General features: G+C 64.6%; 15 protein-coding genes. 3 read left to right on the top strand and 12 right to left on the bottom strand.

Features of this window, described 5'->3' with window-relative positions; translation table 11 throughout:
- Positions 1 to 7: 7 nt before the first annotated feature.
- The 8 genes from fdhA to ACN8ZM_RS18380 form a co-directional block, all read right to left on the bottom strand.
- Positions 8 to 1204 (bottom strand): formaldehyde dehydrogenase, glutathione-independent, encoded by a 1197-nt coding sequence (fdhA, locus tag ACN8ZM_RS18415; RefSeq protein WP_043180475.1) that lies wholly within the window; start codon positions 1202 to 1204, stop codon positions 8 to 10.
- Positions 1205 to 1474: 270 nt separating this feature from the next.
- Entirely contained in the window at positions 1475 to 2665 is a 1191-nt protein-coding gene (locus ACN8ZM_RS18410; protein ID WP_420211983.1) for an efflux RND transporter periplasmic adaptor subunit, read from the bottom strand.
- Positions 2665 to 4476, bottom strand: a complete 1812-nt coding sequence (locus tag ACN8ZM_RS18405; protein ID WP_420212638.1) for an efflux transporter outer membrane subunit — start codon at positions 4474 to 4476, stop codon at positions 2665 to 2667. The genes ACN8ZM_RS18410 and ACN8ZM_RS18405 overlap by 1 nt, the downstream gene beginning before the upstream one ends.
- A gap of 62 nt (positions 4477 to 4538) precedes the next feature.
- Entirely contained in the window at positions 4539 to 5477 is a 939-nt protein-coding gene (locus tag ACN8ZM_RS18400; protein WP_420211982.1) for a glycosyltransferase family 2 protein, read from the bottom strand.
- 10 nt (positions 5478 to 5487) lie between these two features.
- A complete protein-coding gene (locus ACN8ZM_RS18395; RefSeq protein ID WP_420211981.1) occupies positions 5488 to 7083 on the bottom strand; it encodes a DHA2 family efflux MFS transporter permease subunit in 1596 nt (531 codons plus the stop codon).
- Entirely contained in the window at positions 7080 to 8363 is a 1284-nt protein-coding gene (locus ACN8ZM_RS18390; protein WP_420211980.1) for a glycosyltransferase, read from the bottom strand. The genes ACN8ZM_RS18395 and ACN8ZM_RS18390 overlap by 4 nt, the downstream gene beginning before the upstream one ends.
- 17 nt (positions 8364 to 8380) lie before the next feature.
- Positions 8381 to 8950, bottom strand: coding sequence for a methyltransferase family protein (locus ACN8ZM_RS18385; protein ID WP_420211979.1), 570 nt, complete (start codon positions 8948 to 8950; stop codon positions 8381 to 8383).
- A gap of 67 nt (positions 8951 to 9017) precedes the next feature.
- Entirely contained in the window at positions 9018 to 9920 is a 903-nt protein-coding gene (locus tag ACN8ZM_RS18380; RefSeq protein WP_043180495.1) for an alpha/beta fold hydrolase, read from the bottom strand.
- Between the two features lie 720 nt (positions 9921 to 10640).
- Between ACN8ZM_RS18380 and betI the strand changes: the two genes are divergently transcribed.
- From betI to betA, 3 genes are read left to right on the top strand one after another with little or no spacing between them, the layout of a single operon-like run.
- Complete coding sequence (gene betI / locus ACN8ZM_RS18375) at positions 10641 to 11225, top strand: transcriptional regulator BetI (protein ID WP_043180498.1); 585 nt, start codon at positions 10641 to 10643, stop codon at positions 11223 to 11225.
- Between the two features lie 32 nt (positions 11226 to 11257).
- Complete coding sequence (betB, locus tag ACN8ZM_RS18370; RefSeq protein WP_043180500.1) at positions 11258 to 12727, top strand: betaine-aldehyde dehydrogenase; 1470 nt, start codon at positions 11258 to 11260, stop codon at positions 12725 to 12727.
- Between the two features lie 25 nt (positions 12728 to 12752).
- On the top strand, positions 12753 to 14453 hold the full coding sequence (gene betA, locus ACN8ZM_RS18365) for a choline dehydrogenase (protein WP_420211978.1): 1701 nt from the start codon (positions 12753 to 12755) through the stop codon (positions 14451 to 14453).
- A 234-nt stretch (positions 14454 to 14687) separates the two neighbouring features.
- Here the strand turns inward: betA and ACN8ZM_RS18360 are convergent, their stop codons facing one another.
- From ACN8ZM_RS18360 to ACN8ZM_RS18345, 4 genes are all read right to left on the bottom strand, one after another.
- The gene (locus ACN8ZM_RS18360) at positions 14688 to 15773 is read right to left on the bottom strand and encodes a hypothetical protein (RefSeq protein WP_420211977.1); all 1086 of its coding nucleotides are present in this window, start codon (positions 15771 to 15773) and stop codon (positions 14688 to 14690) included.
- The gene (locus ACN8ZM_RS18355) at positions 15770 to 16249 is read right to left on the bottom strand and encodes a hypothetical protein (protein WP_420211976.1); all 480 of its coding nucleotides are present in this window, start codon (positions 16247 to 16249) and stop codon (positions 15770 to 15772) included. The genes ACN8ZM_RS18360 and ACN8ZM_RS18355 overlap by 4 nt, the downstream gene beginning before the upstream one ends.
- A 294-nt stretch (positions 16250 to 16543) precedes the next feature.
- Positions 16544 to 17350 (bottom strand): DUF6708 domain-containing protein, encoded by an 807-nt coding sequence (locus ACN8ZM_RS18350; protein ID WP_420211975.1) that lies wholly within the window; start codon positions 17348 to 17350, stop codon positions 16544 to 16546.
- Positions 17351 to 17416: 66 nt separating this feature from the next.
- Positions 17417 to 18223: a DUF6708 domain-containing protein gene (locus ACN8ZM_RS18345; protein ID WP_420211974.1), complete on the bottom strand. Its 807-nt coding sequence runs from the start codon at positions 18221 to 18223 to the stop codon at positions 17417 to 17419.
- Positions 18224 to 18231: the final 8 nt, after the last annotated feature.

The raw sequence follows: 18231 nt of genomic DNA, 5'->3' as shown, positions 1-18231 counted from the left end.
GGTCGCGTTACGCCGCCAGCAACCCGTGCGGGTCGATGACGAATTTGCGCGGCGCGCCGCCGTCGAACTTCTTGTAGCCTTCCGGCGCCTGGTCGAGCGAGATCACTTCGACGTTGACGATCTTCGCGATCGGCAGCCGATCGAACAGGATCGCCTGCATCAGGTTACGGTTGTACTTCAGCACCGGCGTCTGGCCCGTGAAGAACGAGTGCGACTTCGCCCAGCCGAGGCCGAAGCGGATGCTCAGGCTGCCGTGCTGCGCGGCCTTGTCCTTCGCGCCCGGATCGTCCGTCACGTACAGGCCCGGAATGCCGATCGCGCCGGCCGGCCGCGTGATTTCCATCAGCGAGTTCAGCACCGTCGCGGGCGCTTCTTCCGAATGGCCCGACGAGCCGTGCCCATGCGCCTCGAAGCCGACGCAGTCGACCGCGCAGTCGATCTCCGGCACGCCGAGGATCTGCTCGATCTGCTCGCCGAGCGAGGCATCTTTCGACAGGTCGACCGTCTCGAAGCCCATCGCCCGCGCATGCGCGAGGCGTTCCGCGTTCATGTCGCCGACGATCGTCACCGCCGCGCCGAGCAGGCGCGCCGATGCCGCCGCCGCCATCCCGACCGGGCCCGCACCCGCGATATAGACCGTCGAGCCCGGCTTCACGCCCGCGCTCACCGCACCGTGATAACCGGTCGGCAGAATGTCGGACAGGCAGGTCAGATCGCGGATCTTCGACATAGCCTGATCGCGATCGGGGAATTTCAGCAGGTTGAAATCCGCGTACGGCACCAGCACGTACTCGGCCTGGCCGCCGATCCAGCCGCCCATGTCGACGTAGCCGTAGGCGCCGCCCGCACGCGACGGGTTCACGTTCAGGCACACGCCCGTATGCGTGTCCTTGCACATCGCACAGCGGCCGCATGCCACGTTGAACGGCACCGACACGAGATCGCCGAGTTTCAGCGTCTCGACGTCGCGGCCGATCTCGACCACTTCGCCCGTGATCTCGTGACCGAGCACGAGGCCGACCGGCGCGGTCGTGCGGCCGCGCACCATGTGCTGGTCGGAACCGCAGATGTTCGTGCTGACCACTTTCAGGATCACGCCGTGGCCGATTGCACGGCCGGTCGGATCGACCATCTTCGGATAATCGATTTTCTGAACTTCGACCTGGCCCGGCCCAAGATAGACGACACCTCGATTGCTGCTCATCGTATTGTCTCCATGTCTCGTTGGATGGCGCCGCGGCGCGCCGGCTCATGCGGCGCACGCGCAACGTGCTGTTCGAGAGTAGTCCCGGAGGCAGGGGCGCCGATGTCTCAAACGCGACATGCGTTTGAACGGCGCCGACATCGATGGCGGAAAACCGAAAGTCGGGCGGGAAACGACGGGAAGGTGGCGCACGCGGCATTCACCCGCAGCGTGACGCGCCGGCGGGCGGGCCGGTCCTGACGACCGGCCTCCCCCGCCTTGGGGCAGGCGCTACCCGCCCTGATTCTCGCGGATGATCGCGGCGGCGGCGCTTTCCGCTTCGCTCGCGACGCCGTCGTGCACGCGCGTGCTGACGGCCGGCGTCGGCGGCTCGCTGTCGAGCGCGTGGCCGTTGCGATCGTGCGTGTCGACCGTCGCGCGCATCGACAGCCCGACGCGCAGCGGATGCGCGGCGAGATCGCGCGGCTCGATCGCGATCACGACCGGCACGCGCTGCACGACCTTGATCCAGTTGCCGGCCGCATTCTGCGACGGCAGCATCGAAAACGCGCTGCCGGTGCCCGCCGAGAAGCCCTGTACGCGGCCGCGATAGCTCACGCGCGAACCGTACAGATCCGACACGATCTCGACCGGCTGCCCGATGCGCATGTGGCGAATCTGCCCTTCCTTGAAATTCGCCTCGATCCACAGCTGATTGAGCTGCACGATCGACATCAGCGGCACGCCGGGCCCGACCTGCTGGCCGACCTGCACCGAGCGCTGCCCGATCGTGCCGTCGACCGGGGCGACGATCGTCGTGCGCTTCAGGTTCCGGTACGCGAGCTTGAACTGCGCGGCCGCCTGCACGACGGCCGGGTTTTCGTCGACGGGCAGCTTGCTGCCGAGCGCGCGTGCCGCGTCGAGCTGCGCCTGCGCGGCCGCGAGATTCGCCTGGGCGCCGGCGACCGCCGCTCGCGCACGCGCGAGTTCCTCGGGAGCGACGATCTCGACCGACGCGCCCGAGCGTGCGGCGAACGCGCGCTGCGCGAGCGACAGGTCGGCGCGCCGCGCGTTCACGGCCTCGACGTACATCGTGTTCGAGATCTTCGCGTTCGCAACCTGCCGCACGGCCTGTGCGAGCTGCGCCTTCGCCTGCGCGAACGCGACCGACGCCTCGGTGTCGTCGAGCTTCACGAGCGTCTGGCCGGCGCGCACGGCCTGCGTATCGGCGACCACGACGTCGGTCACCGATCCGGGGATCTGCGCGGCGACCTGGACGATGCTGCCGGCGACGTATGCGTCGTCGGTGTCTTCGTAATAGCGATCGCTCAGCAGCCAGTACGCGATCCATGCAAGCGCGGCCACCAGCACGACCGCGAAGAACACGATGAAGCGCTTGCGGCGCGTCGCGCGGCGCGCGTCGAGTGCCGGGTCGTTCAGGGCAGCCGGCGGCGCGGCGGTATGAAGGTTGTCGTGGTGCATCAGTCGCTTTGCGTAACGATCAGACGATCGTGCTGGAACAGGGGGATCGGCGGCATGACCGACGGGCTCGGCGCCGGATTCGCCGCAGCCGCGCGCGCGAGAACGGGATTAGCGCGAAGCGTCGTGCCGACAGCCGGCGTGTGTGCCACGTCGTCGCGTCGTGCAGTCCCCGCATTCGATGCAACGACGGCCGGCGGCACGGCCGCACTCGCCGCCCGCGCATCGGCCGACGGCCCCGTCGTCGACCGGCTCGCGGTCGCGGTCGCGGCAGCGGTCGACGCGGGCGTGACGGTCGCAGCGGGCGCGACAGTCGAAGCGCCTCGCTTCGCCGCCCCGCCACGCGCCCGATGCCCGGCCGGCGCCTGCGCGACCGTTGCGCCCGCATCGAACCCGCCGCCCAGCGCGCCGATCAGCCCGACGCGCAGCGTCCGCTGCCGGCCGAGCAACGCGATCATCTGCGCGCGCTCGTCGATCAGCGTGAGATCCGCGACATCCACGTCCTTCTGCATCAGCACGCCGCGCCGGTGACGGTCGGTCGCGATCTCGACGATCTTCTGCGCGGCCGCGACCGCGTCCTGCTGCTCCGCGACGAGTGTCTGCGACGTCTGCAGCGACGTGACGATCTGCGCGACCTGCCCGAGCGCATCGTCGACGGTCTTGTTGTACAACCCGATCGCGACGTCGGCCTGCGCGACATCCGCACCGAGCTTCGCCTTCAGCCGGCCGCGATCGAAGATCGGCAGCGAGATCGCCGGGCCGATGGAACCGGCGAGCGCATCGCGCGAGAACAGCGACGCGGGCGTCAGCGCGAACACGCCGCCGAGCGCGACGAGGTTCACGTCCGGATAGAACTGCGCGCGCGTCGAATCGGCATTCGCGAACGCGGCTTCGACGCGCAACCGCGCAGCGACGATGTCGGGCCGGCGGCCCAGGAGATCGGCCGGCAGCCGCGCGGGCAGCGCGCCGCCCGCGAACGCGCCGACGCGCGGCCGTTGCAGCGCGAGCCCGCGCTCGGGGCCGCGGCCCGACAGCACGCCGAGCTGCAATTGCGCGAGCTTGATCTGCTCGTCGTTCAGCGCGATCTGCGCGAGCAGCTTGCTGCGCTTGATCGATGCGTCGCTCGCGTCGTATGCGTTGTCGAGCCCGCGCGCGGTGCGCTCGCGCAACACGGTCGTCACGCGCTGGCTGACCTTCAGTTTCTGCTGCAGCAGCTCCTGCGTCGCATACGCCTGATCGAGCTGGCAGTACACGGTGACGATCGCCACCGCGAGCGTGAGCCGCACCTGCTCGGCCTCGACCCGTGCCGCTTCGCGCAGCGACATCAGGCTTTTCGTCGCGGCGCGGTTCTTCCCCCACAGGTCGAGCTGGTAGGTCAGCCCGACGAACACCGACGATGGCGAGGTGTTCGGATCGCCGAAGATCTCGACGGGTACACGATAGCCGCCGGCCGATACGTCCGCGACGTCGTTGCCCGGCTTCGGCATGCGCGCGCGGCTGACCGTCGCGCCGGCCGTGCCCGTCAGCCCCGTCAACGAATCGAACTGCTGAAGCTGCGCCTGCGCGATCCGCAGCCGCGCCTGCGCGACCTGCAGGTCGGGGTTGTGCTGCGATGCCTCGGCGACCAGTGCGTCGAGTTGCGGATCCCGCAACTGCTTCACCCAGTCGGGCGCGGGCCACGCGCCGTTCACGCCGGGGCCGGCCGTATGCGCGAGCGCATCGTCGGCCGGCGCGCGCAACGACAGCGACGGCAGGAAGCCCGACGGCACGCATCCGCTCAACGCCAGCGACACCGCCGCGGCGACGATCATCATCGAACCGCCCTTCACGCCACGCGCCCGATCCACCGTCTTTTTCACCCGCCGCATCGCGCCCCTCATCCCTGCTGAACGCGCTGCGCACGCGCGGCCAGACGCGGCCGCGTGCGCTCGAGCGGGCCGAGCCGGCCGAACAGGCCGTCCGCGACGCCGAACAGGATGCCGGCGAGCTTCGCGCGCTTGTCGCGTTCGACGAGCGCGATCTGCACGACCTGCCACACGGTCAGCAGGTTCGGCACGATCGCCACCGGAAAGCGCAGCCCGTACTGCATCCCGAGCTGTACCGCATTGCGTGCGCTGTAGTAGCGCCGTTGCCACGAGTGATTCATCGACGTCATTTCAAAAGGGCCGATCGCGTGACGCTGCTTCGCGCCGATCCGGTGCGGCAGCACCAGCGACGGCACGACATAGAGCGGCACGTTGCGCGCCAGCGCGCGGAAGCTGTATTCGGTGTCGACGTGATCGATGAACAGCGTCTCGTCGAAGCGGCCGAGCACGTCGAACGCGATGCGCGACACGACGCAGCCCGACGAGATCAGGAACGCGCAGCGCTGCAGCGGCGCGCCCGGCTCGATGCGCAGGCGGCGCAGCCCGATCCCGTTGGTCGACAGTTCAGGCAGGAAGCTGCGCGCGTTCTCGTCGAAGATGCGCGGGCCGGCCAGGAACGCGCGCCCCGCGAGCCCCGCGCAGACGTCGCGCATCGCGGGGAAATACGCGGCCGGCACCGACGAATCCTGGTCGAACAGCGCAACGGCATCGATGCAGTCGCGAAACAGCACCGCAAGCCCCGCGTTGTACGCGCCCGCGATCCCGCCGCGGTTGCCGTGATGCAGCAGCGCGATGCCTTCGCGCGCGCACAGCGCGCGGGCGCGCGCATCGGGCTGCGGCGTGTTGTCGACGACGAGCAATGCGTCGCACGCATGCCGCCACGCGCCGAGCGCGTCGAGCTGTGCATCGCTCGGGTGATACAGGATCACGAGTGCGCCGAGTGTCGTCATGTTCCTCTCCTCAATGCCCGAACGACGCGGCCGCGCCGCGCTTTGGCCGCGTCAGCCACATCATCGCCGCGAGCGCGAGACACGTCATGCTCGCCATCCAGAACATGTCGTTGGTCGCCATCATGTACGCCTGCTGCATCACGACCTGGTGCAGCGTGGATAGCTCGCGCACGCCGTCCACCCCCATCCCGTTCAGCGTGTGCACGAAGCGCTGCGTATTCGCCGATGCCTGCGTGACGGATTGCGACACGACGTCGTAGTGATAGGTCGCACGGTTGTCCCACAGCGTCACGCTCATCGCGGTGCCAAACGCGGCCGACAGCGTGCGCAGGAAGTTCGACAGGCTCGACGCAGCCGCGAGCCGGTCGTCCGGAATGCGCGACAGCGTCGCGGCGGTCAGCGGAATGAAGAAGCACGGCAGCCCGATCCCCTGGATCAGCCCCGGCGCGGCGATCTGCGCGAACGTCATCTTCAGCGTGAAATGCGCATCCCACGCGAGCACGGCCGCGAACACGAGGAAGCCGAAGGTCGCGAGCACGCGTGCGTCGAAGCGATGCGCATGGAGCCCGACGACGATCGAGAACACCAGCGCGAGCACGCCGAGCGACGCGGTGGCGAGCCCCGCGTGAAACGCGTTGTAGCCCATCACGGCCTGCATCCACAGCGGGAACACGACGCCGACCACCGAGAAGCTCATCATCCCGAGCGAGATGATCAGCACGCAGAACGAGAACGTGCGATCGCGGAACAGGCTCAGATCGACGACGGGATGCGCTTCGCCCGCCTCCCAGATCAGCAGCGACACGATAGACAGCCCCGCGACCACCGCGAGCGTGACGATCAGCGGCGACCCGAACCAACCGCGATCGTGGCCGAGATCGAGCATCGCCTGCAGCGAGCCGACACCGATCACCAGCAGCACGATGCCCGGCACGTCGACCGGGCCGGCCGCGCCGCGTTGCGCATCCGGGCGCAGCATCGCGGTGCAGACCGCGAACGAGAACAGCCCGATCGGCAAATTGATCAGGAAGATCCACGGCCACGAGAAGTTGTCGACGATCCAGCCGCCGACCACCGGCCCGAAGATCGGCGCGAGCAGCACCGTCATCGCCCACAGCGCGAGTGCGATCGTGCGCTTGTCCGGCGGGAACGTGCGCAGCAGGATCGTCTGCGACAGCGGCACCATCGGCCCCGAAAACAGCCCCTGCAGCGCGCGACAGATCACCAGCACGTGCAGGTCGCGCGCGAGCCCGCACAGCAGCGACGTCAGCGTGAACAGCAGCACCGCGCCGACGAACAGCCGCAACTCGCCGACACGGCGCGCAAGCCAGCCCGTCAGCGGCACCGCGATCGCGGCCGCGACCGAATACGAGCTGATTACCCACGTGCCCTGGCTGTTCGAGACGCCGAGACTGCCGGAGATCGCCGGCACCGCGACGTTCGTCACGGTCGAATCGAGCACCTCGATGAAAGTCGCGAGCGACAGCGCGAACGTCAGCAGCGCGAGCCGGATACCGCGCACCGGCTGCGCGGCCGGCGCGGGGGCCGGCACGTCGAACGCGGATGGCGCGACGGGCCCGTCGCGAAGCGGCGACGCGGTGCTCATGCGCCGGCCACCGCGACTTCGGGCCGCGCGGCCGCTCGCCCGCGCGTCGGCGCGAACCGTTCGATGAAATCGGCGGCGGCTTCGCAACCATCCCGCTCGGCCGCCAGCAGTGCGCGTGTACGCGTCGCGTGCGCGGCAATCGCGGGCTCATCGAGCACGCGCGCGAGCGCCGCGCCGAGCCGCGCGCCATCGATCGGGCCGTCGACCCGCACGCCGCAGCCGCTCACGGCGACCCGCTGTGCGTTGTCGAACTGATCGTGCGCGAACGGCGTGACGACCTGCGCGATCCCGGCTTCGAACGCAAGCGCCGCCGTGCCGATCCCGCCGTGATGCACGAGTGCGCGGCAGCGCGGCAGCAGCGTGCGCATCGGCACGAAGCGGCGCACGAGCAACTGGTCGCTGTCCGGCGCCGCATCGTGCGGCGTCAGCAGGATCCCGCGCGCGCCGGTCGCGCGCAGCGCGTCCGCCACCGCGCGCGCATAGGCCGCGTGATCGACGCGTGTCGAACCGGCCGTGAACACGACCGGGGGTTCACCGGCCGCGAGATACGCATCGAGTGCCACATCTTCTTCGGGAGTCGCAATATCGTTGAACAACGGGAAGCCGCTTTGCAGATGATTCGACGGCCAGTCCGGCTGCGGCGGCGCGAACCAGCCGGGAAACAGGCACAGCACGCCGTCGGTCGAATGCAGCCAGCGGCCCAGCACGCGCCGCGCGGGCGCGAGCCCGAGCGCGCGGCGCACCGTGTTGAGTGCGGGGCCGCAGGTGCGATCGAGCACCTGCCGCTCGATCAGCGTCATCAGCGCCGCCTTCACCGGCAACGGCCAGCGCGCGGGAATCGTCAGGCGCGGGTGGGTCGGCGGCGCATGCGCGGACAGCAGCGTCGACGGCGACACCTGCACCGACACGTACGGCGTGCCGTGCAATTCCTGCATGAAGCGCGCGGAGAACGCCCACAGCGTGCCGACGAGCACCGTATCGTCGTCGGTCAGCGCGCGCAGCGCGTCGTAATGCGGGCGCAGCGTCGGCGCGATCACCTGCCACAGCGTGCGAAACGACGTGCGCGAATCCCACAGCGCGGGGTTCGCCATCGCGGCCTCGTATTCGGCCGCGGAGCCGATCGGCACGAACGCGAACCCGCAACGGCGCACGACCGCCTCGAACGGCGCGTGCGTGCAGAACACGACGTCGTGACCGCGCGCCGCGAGCGTGCGCGCGACGCCGAGCAGCGGATGCACGTCGCCCGCCGAACCGATCGCGGTCACGATCATCTTCGCCATCGCGCGCCTCGCGGGTGTCAGTAGAAGCCGGGAATCAACGCCGCGACCTCGCGGCGATACTGCGTGTACGCCGGCCCGAAATACCCGGTCAGCCAGCTCTCCTCGACGCGCACCTTGTACGCGAGCGACGCGAACACGAGCAGCACGCCGATCGCGCCGCGCCATTCGCCGCCGATCAGCGCGGCGCCGACGAGCGCGATCAGGCAGCCCGTGTAGATCGGGTGACGCACGAGCCCATACGGCCCCGTGCGGACGAGTTCATGGTCTTCCTTCAGCGTGACCGACACGCTCCAGTTCGTGCCGAGGTGCAGCCGCGCCCACACCGAGAACAGCAGGCCGACCACCAGCACCGCGAGCCCGCCCTGCGCCTGCAGGCCGAAGCGCTGCCAGTCGGGCACGAGCGCCTGCCACGACGGATCGGGCAGGATGATCAGCGCGCCGCCGACGATCAGCGGAATCGACTGCAGCGTGCGCGAGCGCGACGCTTCCTTGCGCACGGTCGTCTTCGCGCCGTGCGAGGTGGCGATCCAGTAGGCGAGCCACGCGGCCCACGGAACGACGATGGCGATGGTCTGAACGATATTCACGGCTGGCCTGCCTCGTTGGGATGGGAATTCGATTGCGTCCGGCGTACCGGCCGCCCGGCGTGCGGTGTCACGACGACAGCGCGTGCATCGGTGCAGGCACGCACGCCTGCGCGGCGGCCAGCGCGATGCCGGCAGCCAGCGACGACCCGCCGCAGAAAAAGTCGAGCAGCGCCGAGCGCGTGTATTCGCGCTGCGCGCGGCCTTCGATGTCGAGGAAATGGCCGGCGTCCGGCACCGTCGCGAACCGCGCGCGCGGCACGTGCGCGCCGAGCTGGCGCACGTCGGCGGGCGTCGTGTATTCGTCGCGCTCGCCGTTCAGGAACAGCAGCTCGCAGCCGATGTTCGAGAACTCGCTGAGGTAGCGCTCGGGCTGCAGCGACAGGATCTGGTCGACGTGAAACGCGACCTGGTCCTGCTCGTCGCGCGGCAGGCGCGTGAGATAGCGGTAGTTGTACAGCTTCATGATGCGCGGCAGGTAGCGGCCGACGGTATCGTTCAGCAGCTGCGCGGCCTTCAGGTTCTCGCCGGCCGCGATGTGGTCGCGGGCGCGCGTCACGTAGTCGACCATCGCGTCGTTCAGGAACGGCGAGAACGAGCAGATCGCCGCGCGCCGCACGCTCGGGCAGCCGCGCGCAAGCGCGAACAGCGACGCGACGCCGCCCCACGACACCGACACGAGGTACGACGGCGCGAACCGTTCGACCAGATGCTGCAGGATCGCGGCTTCGTCGTCCTTCGTCAGGATGAAGCAGCCCGGGTTGTGCTGACGCGACTGCCCCGCATACGGCAGGTCGAAGCAGATCGTGTTGATCCGCTCGCCGAGATACTGGACGGTCTGCCCGAACGACGCGGTCGTCGCGAGCGCGCCGTTGACGAGCATCGCCGTGTCGAACGCCGGGTCGAACACGTTCCGTTCGACGTAGACCTTCAGACCATTCGGCAGCGGGACCACGTGTTTTTCGGTCAGCATCGTCGTTCTCCGGTGGATGCGGCGTCTCGACGTCGCGGCATGCTGCAGGTGCGCAATGACTGCGCCGGTTGTTTGCGCGCAACCCGAATCGCGCGATTGGCCAATGCACCGCGGCAATACCGGCGGCATAGATTCATTCCTCGTAGTGCGGCGCCATACTAATACGGACAATATTACTGACTCAAGTCATTCCAACGATATCCTCTACTCTGTTAGGAAATTCGGCAGATTCAAATTATTCCCGCATTTTTTATGGTAAGCGGAATGCTTTCGAGGGTGAGCGCAATCGTTTGCGGAGCGGTGATCCACATCCACTCAACAGACCCGCACCCCTTTAAAATCAATGATTTACTTCGTTTAATTCGATTATTTAAAACGGATTTTCATGAATGAATCGTGACACCGCTTCGCAGGCCGACTTCCCTGTTTCATCGAATATCACACAGCTCAATACTCTTTCATTCCGTAATCGCTTCGGCACCCGCAATGATTAACCCGATTGATTGCTCGCTTCAGAATGCGTTTTAAACAAACTCCAGCTTTTTTAATCATCTTTCAATTATTTTTCCGCACCTGCACAACGCGCGAGCGGGGGCCGCGCTCACCGCCGGACACTCGCGCTCACCGTCAGACCCCGATTTTTTGTTGATTGAACGATCAATAAAAAACCGCTAAGCTCTCGACTTCCATGGACGGCCCGTCCGGGCGAAGGGAGTCGCGATGCCGAAAGTCGGAATGCGGGAGATTCGCCGCGCACAGTTGATCGACGCCACGCTGCGCTCGATCGACGAGGCGGGCCTGCCCGGCACGACGCTCGCCTCAGTCGCGCAACGCGCGAACATCTCGACGGGCATCGTCAGCCACTACTTCGGCGACAAGGACGGCCTGCTCGAAGCGACGATGCGGCACGTGCTGCGCGATCTGTGGTCGGCCACCACGCGCCGCCGCGGCGGTACGCGCAAGGACCCGCGTTCGCGGCTGCGTGCAATCGCCGCCGCGAACTTCGACGACACGCAGGTCAGTGCGCCCGTGATGAAGACATGGCTCGCGTTCTGGTCGCAGAGCATGCACGACCCGATGCTCAAGCGCCTGCAGCACGTCAACACGCGGCGCCTCCATTCGAACCTGTGCGCGGAATTCGCGAAGGCGCTGCCCCGAGCGAAGGCGCGCGAAGCCGCCAGCGGCCTCGCCGCGCTGATCGACGGCCTGTGGCTGCGCGGCGCGCTCGCCGGCGGCCCGATCGACACCCGGGCTGCATTGAAGCTCACCCACGATTACATCGACCTGCTGCTCGCGTCCGCCTGACGCGCCACGCAGTCGCCCTCTAGGAGATCCTCATGTCCGTATACGGTTTGCAGCGCCTCTACATCGGCGGCGGTTACGTCGACGCCACGAGCGGCAAGACTTTCGACACCTTCGATCCCGCCACCGGCGAACTGCTGGCGCAAGTGCAGCAGGCGAGCGCCGCCGACGTCGACCGCGCGGTCGCGTCCGCGCAGGAAGGCCAGCGTGAATGGGCCGCGATGACCGCGATGCAGCGCTCGCGCATCCTGCGCCGCGCCGTCGACCTGCTGCGCGAGCGCAACGACGAACTCGCCGCACTGGAAACGCGCGACACGGGCAAGCCGATCGGCGAAACGCTCGCCGTCGACATCGTCACCGGCGCGGACGTGATCGAGTACTACGCGGGCCTCGCGACCGCGATCGAAGGGCTGCAGGTGCCGCTGCGCGCCGAGTCGTTCGTTTATACGCGCCGCGAGCCGCTCGGCGTGTGCGCGGGCATCGGCGCATGGAACTACCCGATCCAGATCGCATGCTGGAAGACGGCACCCGCGCTCGCCGCAGGCAACGCAATGGTGTTCAAGCCGAGCGAAGTCACGCCGCTCACCGCGCTCAAGCTCGCGGAAATCTATACGGAAGCCGGCGTGCCGGCCGGCGTGTTCAACGTCGTGCAGGGCGACGGCTCGGTCGGCGCGCTGCTGACGGGCCACCCGGACATCGCGAAGGTGTCGTTCACGGGCGGCGTCGAGACCGGCAAGAAGGTGATGTCGCTGGCCGGCGCGTCGTCGCTGAAGGAAGTGACGATGGAGCTCGGCGGCAAGTCGCCGCTGATCGTGTTCGACGATGCGGACCTCGACCGCGCGGCCGACATCGCGGTCACCGCCAACTTCTTCAGCTCGGGCCAGGTCTGCACGAACGGCACGCGCGTGTTCGTGCACCGTTCGATCAAGGATGCGTTCACGCAGCGCGTGCTCGAACGCGTGAAGCGCATCCGCGTCGGCAAGCCGACCGATGCCGATACCAACTTCGGCCCGCTCGTGTCGGCCGCGCAGCTCGACAAGGTGCTCGGCTTCATCGAGAGCGGCAAGGCGGAAGGCGCGAAGCTGCTCGCGGGCGGCACGCGCCTGACCGACGGCCACTTCGGCAGCGGCCAGTACGTCGCGCCGACCGTGTTCGGCGATTGCCGCGACGACATGAAGATCGTCCGCGAAGAAATCTTCGGGCCGGTGATGAGCATCCTCGATTTCGAATCGGAGGACGAAGTGATTGCCCGCGCGAACGACACGCACTATGGCCTCGCGGCCGGCGTCGTGACCGAGAACCTGTCGCGCGCGCACCGCACGATCCATCGCCTCGAAGCCGGCATCTGCTGGATCAACACCTGGGGCGAATCGCCGGCCGAAATGCCGGTTGGCGGATACAAGCAATCCGGTGTCGGACGCGAGAACGGCATCACGACGCTCGAACACTACACTCGAATCAAGTCGGTGCAGGTCGAGCTCGGCCGTTACAACCCGGTGTTTTGAGAATCACGAAAGGAGACTGACCGTCATGACGACACGCGAATACGACTACATCATCTGCGGCGCAGGTTCCGCGGGCAACGTGCTCGCAACGCGCCTGACGGAAGATCCGGACGTGACGGTGCTGCTGCTCGAAGCGGGTGGCCCCGACTACCGCTTCGACTTCCGCACGCAGATGCCGGCCGCCCTCGCCTATCCGCTGCAAGGGCGCCGCTACAACTGGGCATACGAAACCGACCCCGAGCCGCACATGGACAACCGCCGGATGGAATGCGGGCGCGGCAAGGGGCTCGGCGGCTCGTCGCTGATCAACGGCATGTGCTACATCCGCGGCAACGCGCTCGACTACGACAACTGGTCGACGCACAAGGGCCTCGAGAACTGGACGTATCTCGACTGCCTGCCGTACTTCAAGAAGGCCGAAACGCGCGACGTCGGCCCGAACGACTATCACGGCGGCAGCGGCCCCGTGTCGGTCACGACCAGCAAGCCGGGCGTGAACCCGCTGTTCGAGGCGATGGTCGACGCGGGCGTGCAGGCCGGCTATCCGCGCACCGACGACCTGAACGGCTATCAGCAGGAAGGCTTCGGCCCGATGGACCGCACGGTCACGCCGAAGGGCCGCCGCGCGAGCACCGCGCGCGGCTACCTCGACCAGGCGAAGGTGCGGTCGAACCTCGAGATCGTCACGCACGCGCTCGCCGACCGCATCCTGTTCGACGGCAAGCGCGCGTCGGGCGTCACGTACCTGCGCGGCAGCGAGCGCGCGACCGCGCATGCACGCCGCGAAGTGCTCGTGTGCAGCGGTGCGATCGCGTCGCCGCAACTGCTGCAGCGCTCGGGCGTCGGCCCCGGCGCGTGGCTGAAGGAACTCGACATTCCGGTCGTGCTCGACCTGCCCGGCGTCGGCCAGAACCTGCAGGACCACCTGGAGATGTACATCCAGTACGAGTGCAAGGAGCCGGTGTCGCTGTATCCGGCGCTCAAATGGTGGAACCAGCCGAAGATCGGCCTTGAATGGATGCTGAACGGCACGGGCCTCGGCGCGAGCAACCACTTCGAGGCGGGCGGCTTCATTCGCACGCGCGACGACGATCTGTGGCCGAACATCCAGTATCACTTCCTGCCCGTTGCGATCAATTACAACGGCTCGAACGCGATCGAGATGCACGGCTTCCAGGCGCACGTCGGCTCGATGCGCTCGCCGAGCCGCGGCCGCGTGAAGCTGCGCTCGCGCGACCCGAACCAGCATCCGAGCATCCTGTTCAACTACATGGCCGAAGCGCTCGACTGGCGCGAGTTCCGCGATGCGATCCGCGCGACGCGCGAGATCATGCGGCAGCCCGCGCTCGACCGCTATCGCGGCCGCGAGCTGAATCCGGGTGCGGACTGCAAGTCGGACAAGGAACTCGACGCGTTCGTGCGGGCCCGCGCGGAGACCGCGTTCCATCCGTCGTGCTCGTGCAAGATGGGGTATGACGACATGGCCGTGGTCGATGAAGAAGGCCGCGTGCATGGGCTCGAAGGCCTGCGGGTCGTCGATGCGTCGATCATGCCGATCATCACGACCGGCAACCTGAATGCGCCGACGATCATGATCGCCGAGAAGATCGCGGACAAGATTCGCGGGCGCAAGGCGCTTGCGCGGGTGGAGGTGCCCTATTTCGTTGCGAATGGGGCGATGGCGAGGAATGTCGCGAAAGCTGTGCGGCAGCCGGAGACGGTTTGACGGCGGCGGGAGATTACTAAGACGGGTGTGGCAGGGAGACGCGGAAGTCCGCTGTATTCCCGCCGGCCCGCTTGATGACGCTCCTCTTCGCGGTCAGTAGCGATGCGCTGCGTGCTTGCGGTAAATCACTTCGAGCACGCAGCGCATCGACATCCTTGCCGACTCCGATCGTGCTTGTCGGTTGCGGGATAGGATCGTCCTGATATTTATCCATCGAAGTCGCTCGACTCAGCGTCAGGAGACTGACGTGTAAATTGGTCGCCCCTTTGCATCGACCAATTCATAGCCACGCTCTCCGGCATAGCGGTAGAAAACATCTGTCCGGGATTTGACCGGCGTCGTGTCGAATTCGCTCAGGTCTGCATCCGGCGCACACAAGCGCTCCACCTCTTCGGGCCAGCGATAGGTGGCCTTTTTACGTGTCACCCACCAGTCAATCAGTGGCCCTGTCGCACACCAGTAGAGCAGGCGCACAAAGGGACGACCAATATACAAGTCCCACCAGTCCGGGTTGGGTGTACTGGCCGGAAAGCCGCTTGGTTTGTGCACATGGCCGAGCCTGCGCAACTGATCATCGGGTTGAATCGCTTCCAGACCGTGCTCCATGTAGCGACGAATGAACTCGAGGCGATCCAAGTTAGCCCAGAAGGTCACGCCATCGCCTGAATCGAAATGGCTGTCAACATTGAATGGATGGCTGTAGTAACTACGAATAAATTTCTTTGAAACGCTTCCGAAAATCTGCGGCCGCTGAGGAAAATATAGGCGCAAATTGAAACCACCACTCAAGCTTCGCCCCATTTCCGTAAATGGTCGCACCTCACGCCAATTCAAATTCAAAACCTCCCCCTTTACTCCAACCATGTGGATGATCTGCGCCTGTCGGTTGAATCGCGGAGGAGAAGATATTGCACCAATGAAACAAAACCAAAATAAATATCCCAACAAGATCAAAAAGAATGCATAGGATAAAGCACTAGGAAGAAGCGCTAAAAAATAATTCCATTTAGCAAGATGCGTCACAACCGAATCATCAAACAATCCATATATAACCAAGAAAAAGACGAAGTGATGAATCAGCGCGCAGAGATACAGAACCAATGAACATCGTCCACGCCAAAAATCAGGCTGTATATAGCGCTTGTTAAACATACCCTGATCAGATACATCGTCGCTGAAATGCAAGCTAGGTGACCACATGGCCAGCGTGATATCTGGCAAACCAATATGGTCGCTTCGAGCACGTAGCGCCTCAATCTGCTTTTCGAAGCCAGCCATATCCGTCGGTTGTAGAGTGGGATCGTCCTGAGTCGTGCTCATAGATAATTTCTTGAAGGCAGCATGTGTTGCGGTTCAGTAAAGTCGTTCGGCCAGTATTCCACGTCAGTCCGGCCAACCAATGTATCGCTCGACAAAGTAAGGACGCCGACGCCCGCCTGCTCCACCACCAGCGCGGGGTCTTCATAGGTGGCAATAGTCCCCAACGCGCCGCGAACCTGCTTCACCTTATATTTACTAATCTGTGATTTCCACCCCGGGAAAGTGACTGTTATACGACGCAATTCTCCCAACCCCGCCCCCGGAATTGTCAACGCACCGATCGAGTTGAGCACTTGTACGTCCGTTGTGATGATTGGCTTGAGGAATAACTTATAAAACGCTTTTAGTTCATTATAATCATCCTCGTATGGATTTAGCGGTGTGCGCTCGAAGTAGCTACTGTTGCGCCCATTGCCCCAGACACTGCGGGCAATCCATTCGGTAACCGCTTGTTCTGCGGCAACACGGTCATGCATAACGCGAGCTACTGAGTAGAGGCCCAATGGCCGCGCATATGATTCGAATCAACCATATATACATCGACACCGTAAATCAAATGAACAGATCACGGATAGATAAGGGATTAAGCGAAATTTCCACGTAAGACTTATCGAGATGTGCCGAGGATATAGATAACGGTGCCTGACTTTCTCGGATAATTTCATCGGGACTTGGGAGATCTCGTTGGCAACCTAGACAGTGAAGATTGAGCTTAGTTTTCGCCATCAGAGATCCTCGGTTATTTCGACAGCGGCAAACCCGATCAAGCATCACGGCGCCGTCCTCGACTCGCGATCCATGTCAGCCGGCCACTCAACTTTGGGCGCTAGGCGTAGGGCAAGGTTGTACGGGGCAACGTCGTTGGCGTCACGCGGCTCAGCATGATCGGGATCGAGGCCCTCGATGCCGTTTTGCATGTACGAGCAGACATGGGCCCACAGGTTCGTAGTGTTGGCGGCGGTAGTGCTGAAGTCGAACCGCGTGATGAAGTCGTTGGTACCGGGCTTCACGACGGCGATGGAGACACCTTCTCTGATGATAGGTGCACCACCTGCGGTCGCAGCCCTGGCCTTCCACTTCTCGGCGCGCAAATCGTCCCAGTCATAACTCGCCGTAATGACGTACCAGCGTGTGAACGGATTCCACCACACGGAATGGAATCCGTAGACATAGACCTTGCGACGCAGACGGTTGAAACGCAGCGGCAGATCGCGTGGCACTGAGACATCAGCACGATACATGGCATATGTAGCCCACACTCCCAACAATAGTGGACCGATGACCATGAGCACCGAAGCGGCGCTATCGAGAATAGTGCTCGTTGAAAGTATTTCAGTCGTTGCGAAAATCCAAACCTGAAAAACCGCACAGAAAATGGTCGACAATGCCACTAACAGCGAAAGCAACAACACTAGACCACGTATCTTCAATGTATTCCGCGCAATCTCCATATGGACAGTGTCAAGATACGACGGAGCTAACCATATCAAGCTGGGACTTTCTTGAGTAGGCTCATTTGGCCCAGCAAGGTCACGTTGCCATCCGGGGCAAGGAGGATTGAGTTTCGGCTTTGCCATTAGTTGCTCCCCGCCCACACCGGTGACAAGTCACGTAGCCTCCATGTACTCCGAATTCAATAGACCTCACGGTGCCGTCCTCGACTCGCGATCCATGTCAGCCGGCCACTCAACTTTGGGCGCTAGGCGCAGGGCGAGGTTGTACGGAGCAACGTCGTTGGAATCACGTGGCTCGGCGTGGTCAGGGTCGAGGCCTTCGATGCCGTTTTGCATGTACGAGCAGACATAGGCCCACAGATTCGTAGTGTTGGCGGCAGTAGTGCTGAAGTCGAACCGCGTGATGACGTCGTTGGTACCGGGCTTCACGACGGCAATGGAAACACCTTCTCTGATGATAGGTGCACCACCTGCGGTCGCAGCCCTGGCCTTCCACTTCTCGGCGCGCAAATCGTCCCAGTCATAACTCGCCGTAGTGACGTACCAGCGTGTGAACGGATTCCACCACACGGAATGGAATCCGTAGACATATACCTTGCGACGCAGACGGTTGAAACGCAGCGGCAGATCGCGCGGTACTGAGACGTCCGCACGATACATGGCATACGTGGCCCACACTCCAAACGAACACATACTGACGTCCATGAGAGCAAAACCGGCCATATCGAGAATGGTACTCATTGCAAGCATTTCAGTCGTTGCGAAGAGCCAAATCTGAAAAATGACGTAGAAGATAGTTGCCAATGCCATCCCCAGCGAAAACCACAACACTAGGCCACGAATCTTCAACGTATTTCGCTCAAGCTCCATATAGACCGTGTCAAGATACGACGGAGTTAACCATATCAAGCTGGGAATTTCCTGAGTAGACTCATTTGGACCAGCAAGGTCACGTTGCCATCCGGGGCAAGGAGGATTGAGTTTCGGCTTTGCCATTAGTTGCT

It is taken from the genome of Burkholderia aenigmatica, from assembly GCF_048627025.1.
In the GTDB taxonomy this organism is placed as follows: domain Bacteria; phylum Pseudomonadota; class Gammaproteobacteria; order Burkholderiales; family Burkholderiaceae; genus Burkholderia; species Burkholderia aenigmatica.
The sequence above is the reverse complement of the archived record's forward strand: the minus strand, read 5'-3'. Positions and strand labels throughout refer to the sequence as shown.

What these genes read in the sequence shown, in the direction of transcription:
- fdhA (WP_043180475.1), bottom strand. Translation starts at nt 1,204, where the DNA reads ATGAGCAGCAATCGAGGTGTCGTCTATCTTGGGCCGGGCCAGGTCGAA.
- ACN8ZM_RS18410 (WP_420211983.1), bottom strand. Translation starts at nt 2,665, where the DNA reads ATGCACCACGACAACCTTCATACCGCCGCGCCGCCGGCTGCCCTGAAC.
- ACN8ZM_RS18405 (WP_420212638.1), bottom strand. Translation starts at nt 4,476, where the DNA reads ATGATGATCGTCGCCGCGGCGGTGTCGCTGGCGTTGAGCGGATGCGTG.
- ACN8ZM_RS18400 (WP_420211982.1), bottom strand. Translation starts at nt 5,477, where the DNA reads ATGACGACACTCGGCGCACTCGTGATCCTGTATCACCCGAGCGATGCA.
- ACN8ZM_RS18395 (WP_420211981.1), bottom strand. Translation starts at nt 7,083, where the DNA reads ATGAGCACCGCGTCGCCGCTTCGCGACGGGCCCGTCGCGCCATCCGCG.
- ACN8ZM_RS18390 (WP_420211980.1), bottom strand. Translation starts at nt 8,363, where the DNA reads ATGGCGAAGATGATCGTGACCGCGATCGGTTCGGCGGGCGACGTGCAT.
- ACN8ZM_RS18380 (WP_043180495.1), bottom strand. Translation starts at nt 9,920, where the DNA reads ATGCTGACCGAAAAACACGTGGTCCCGCTGCCGAATGGTCTGAAGGTC.
- betI (WP_043180498.1), top strand. Translation starts at nt 10,641, where the DNA reads ATGCCGAAAGTCGGAATGCGGGAGATTCGCCGCGCACAGTTGATCGAC.
- betB (WP_043180500.1), top strand. Translation starts at nt 11,258, where the DNA reads ATGTCCGTATACGGTTTGCAGCGCCTCTACATCGGCGGCGGTTACGTC.
- betA (WP_420211978.1), top strand. Translation starts at nt 12,753, where the DNA reads ATGACGACACGCGAATACGACTACATCATCTGCGGCGCAGGTTCCGCG.
- ACN8ZM_RS18360 (WP_420211977.1), bottom strand. Translation starts at nt 15,773, where the DNA reads ATGAGCACGACTCAGGACGATCCCACTCTACAACCGACGGATATGGCT.
- ACN8ZM_RS18355 (WP_420211976.1), bottom strand. Translation starts at nt 16,249, where the DNA reads ATGCATGACCGTGTTGCCGCAGAACAAGCGGTTACCGAATGGATTGCC.
- ACN8ZM_RS18350 (WP_420211975.1), bottom strand. Translation starts at nt 17,350, where the DNA reads ATGGCAAAGCCGAAACTCAATCCTCCTTGCCCCGGATGGCAACGTGAC.
- ACN8ZM_RS18345 (WP_420211974.1), bottom strand. Translation starts at nt 18,223, where the DNA reads ATGGCAAAGCCGAAACTCAATCCTCCTTGCCCCGGATGGCAACGTGAC.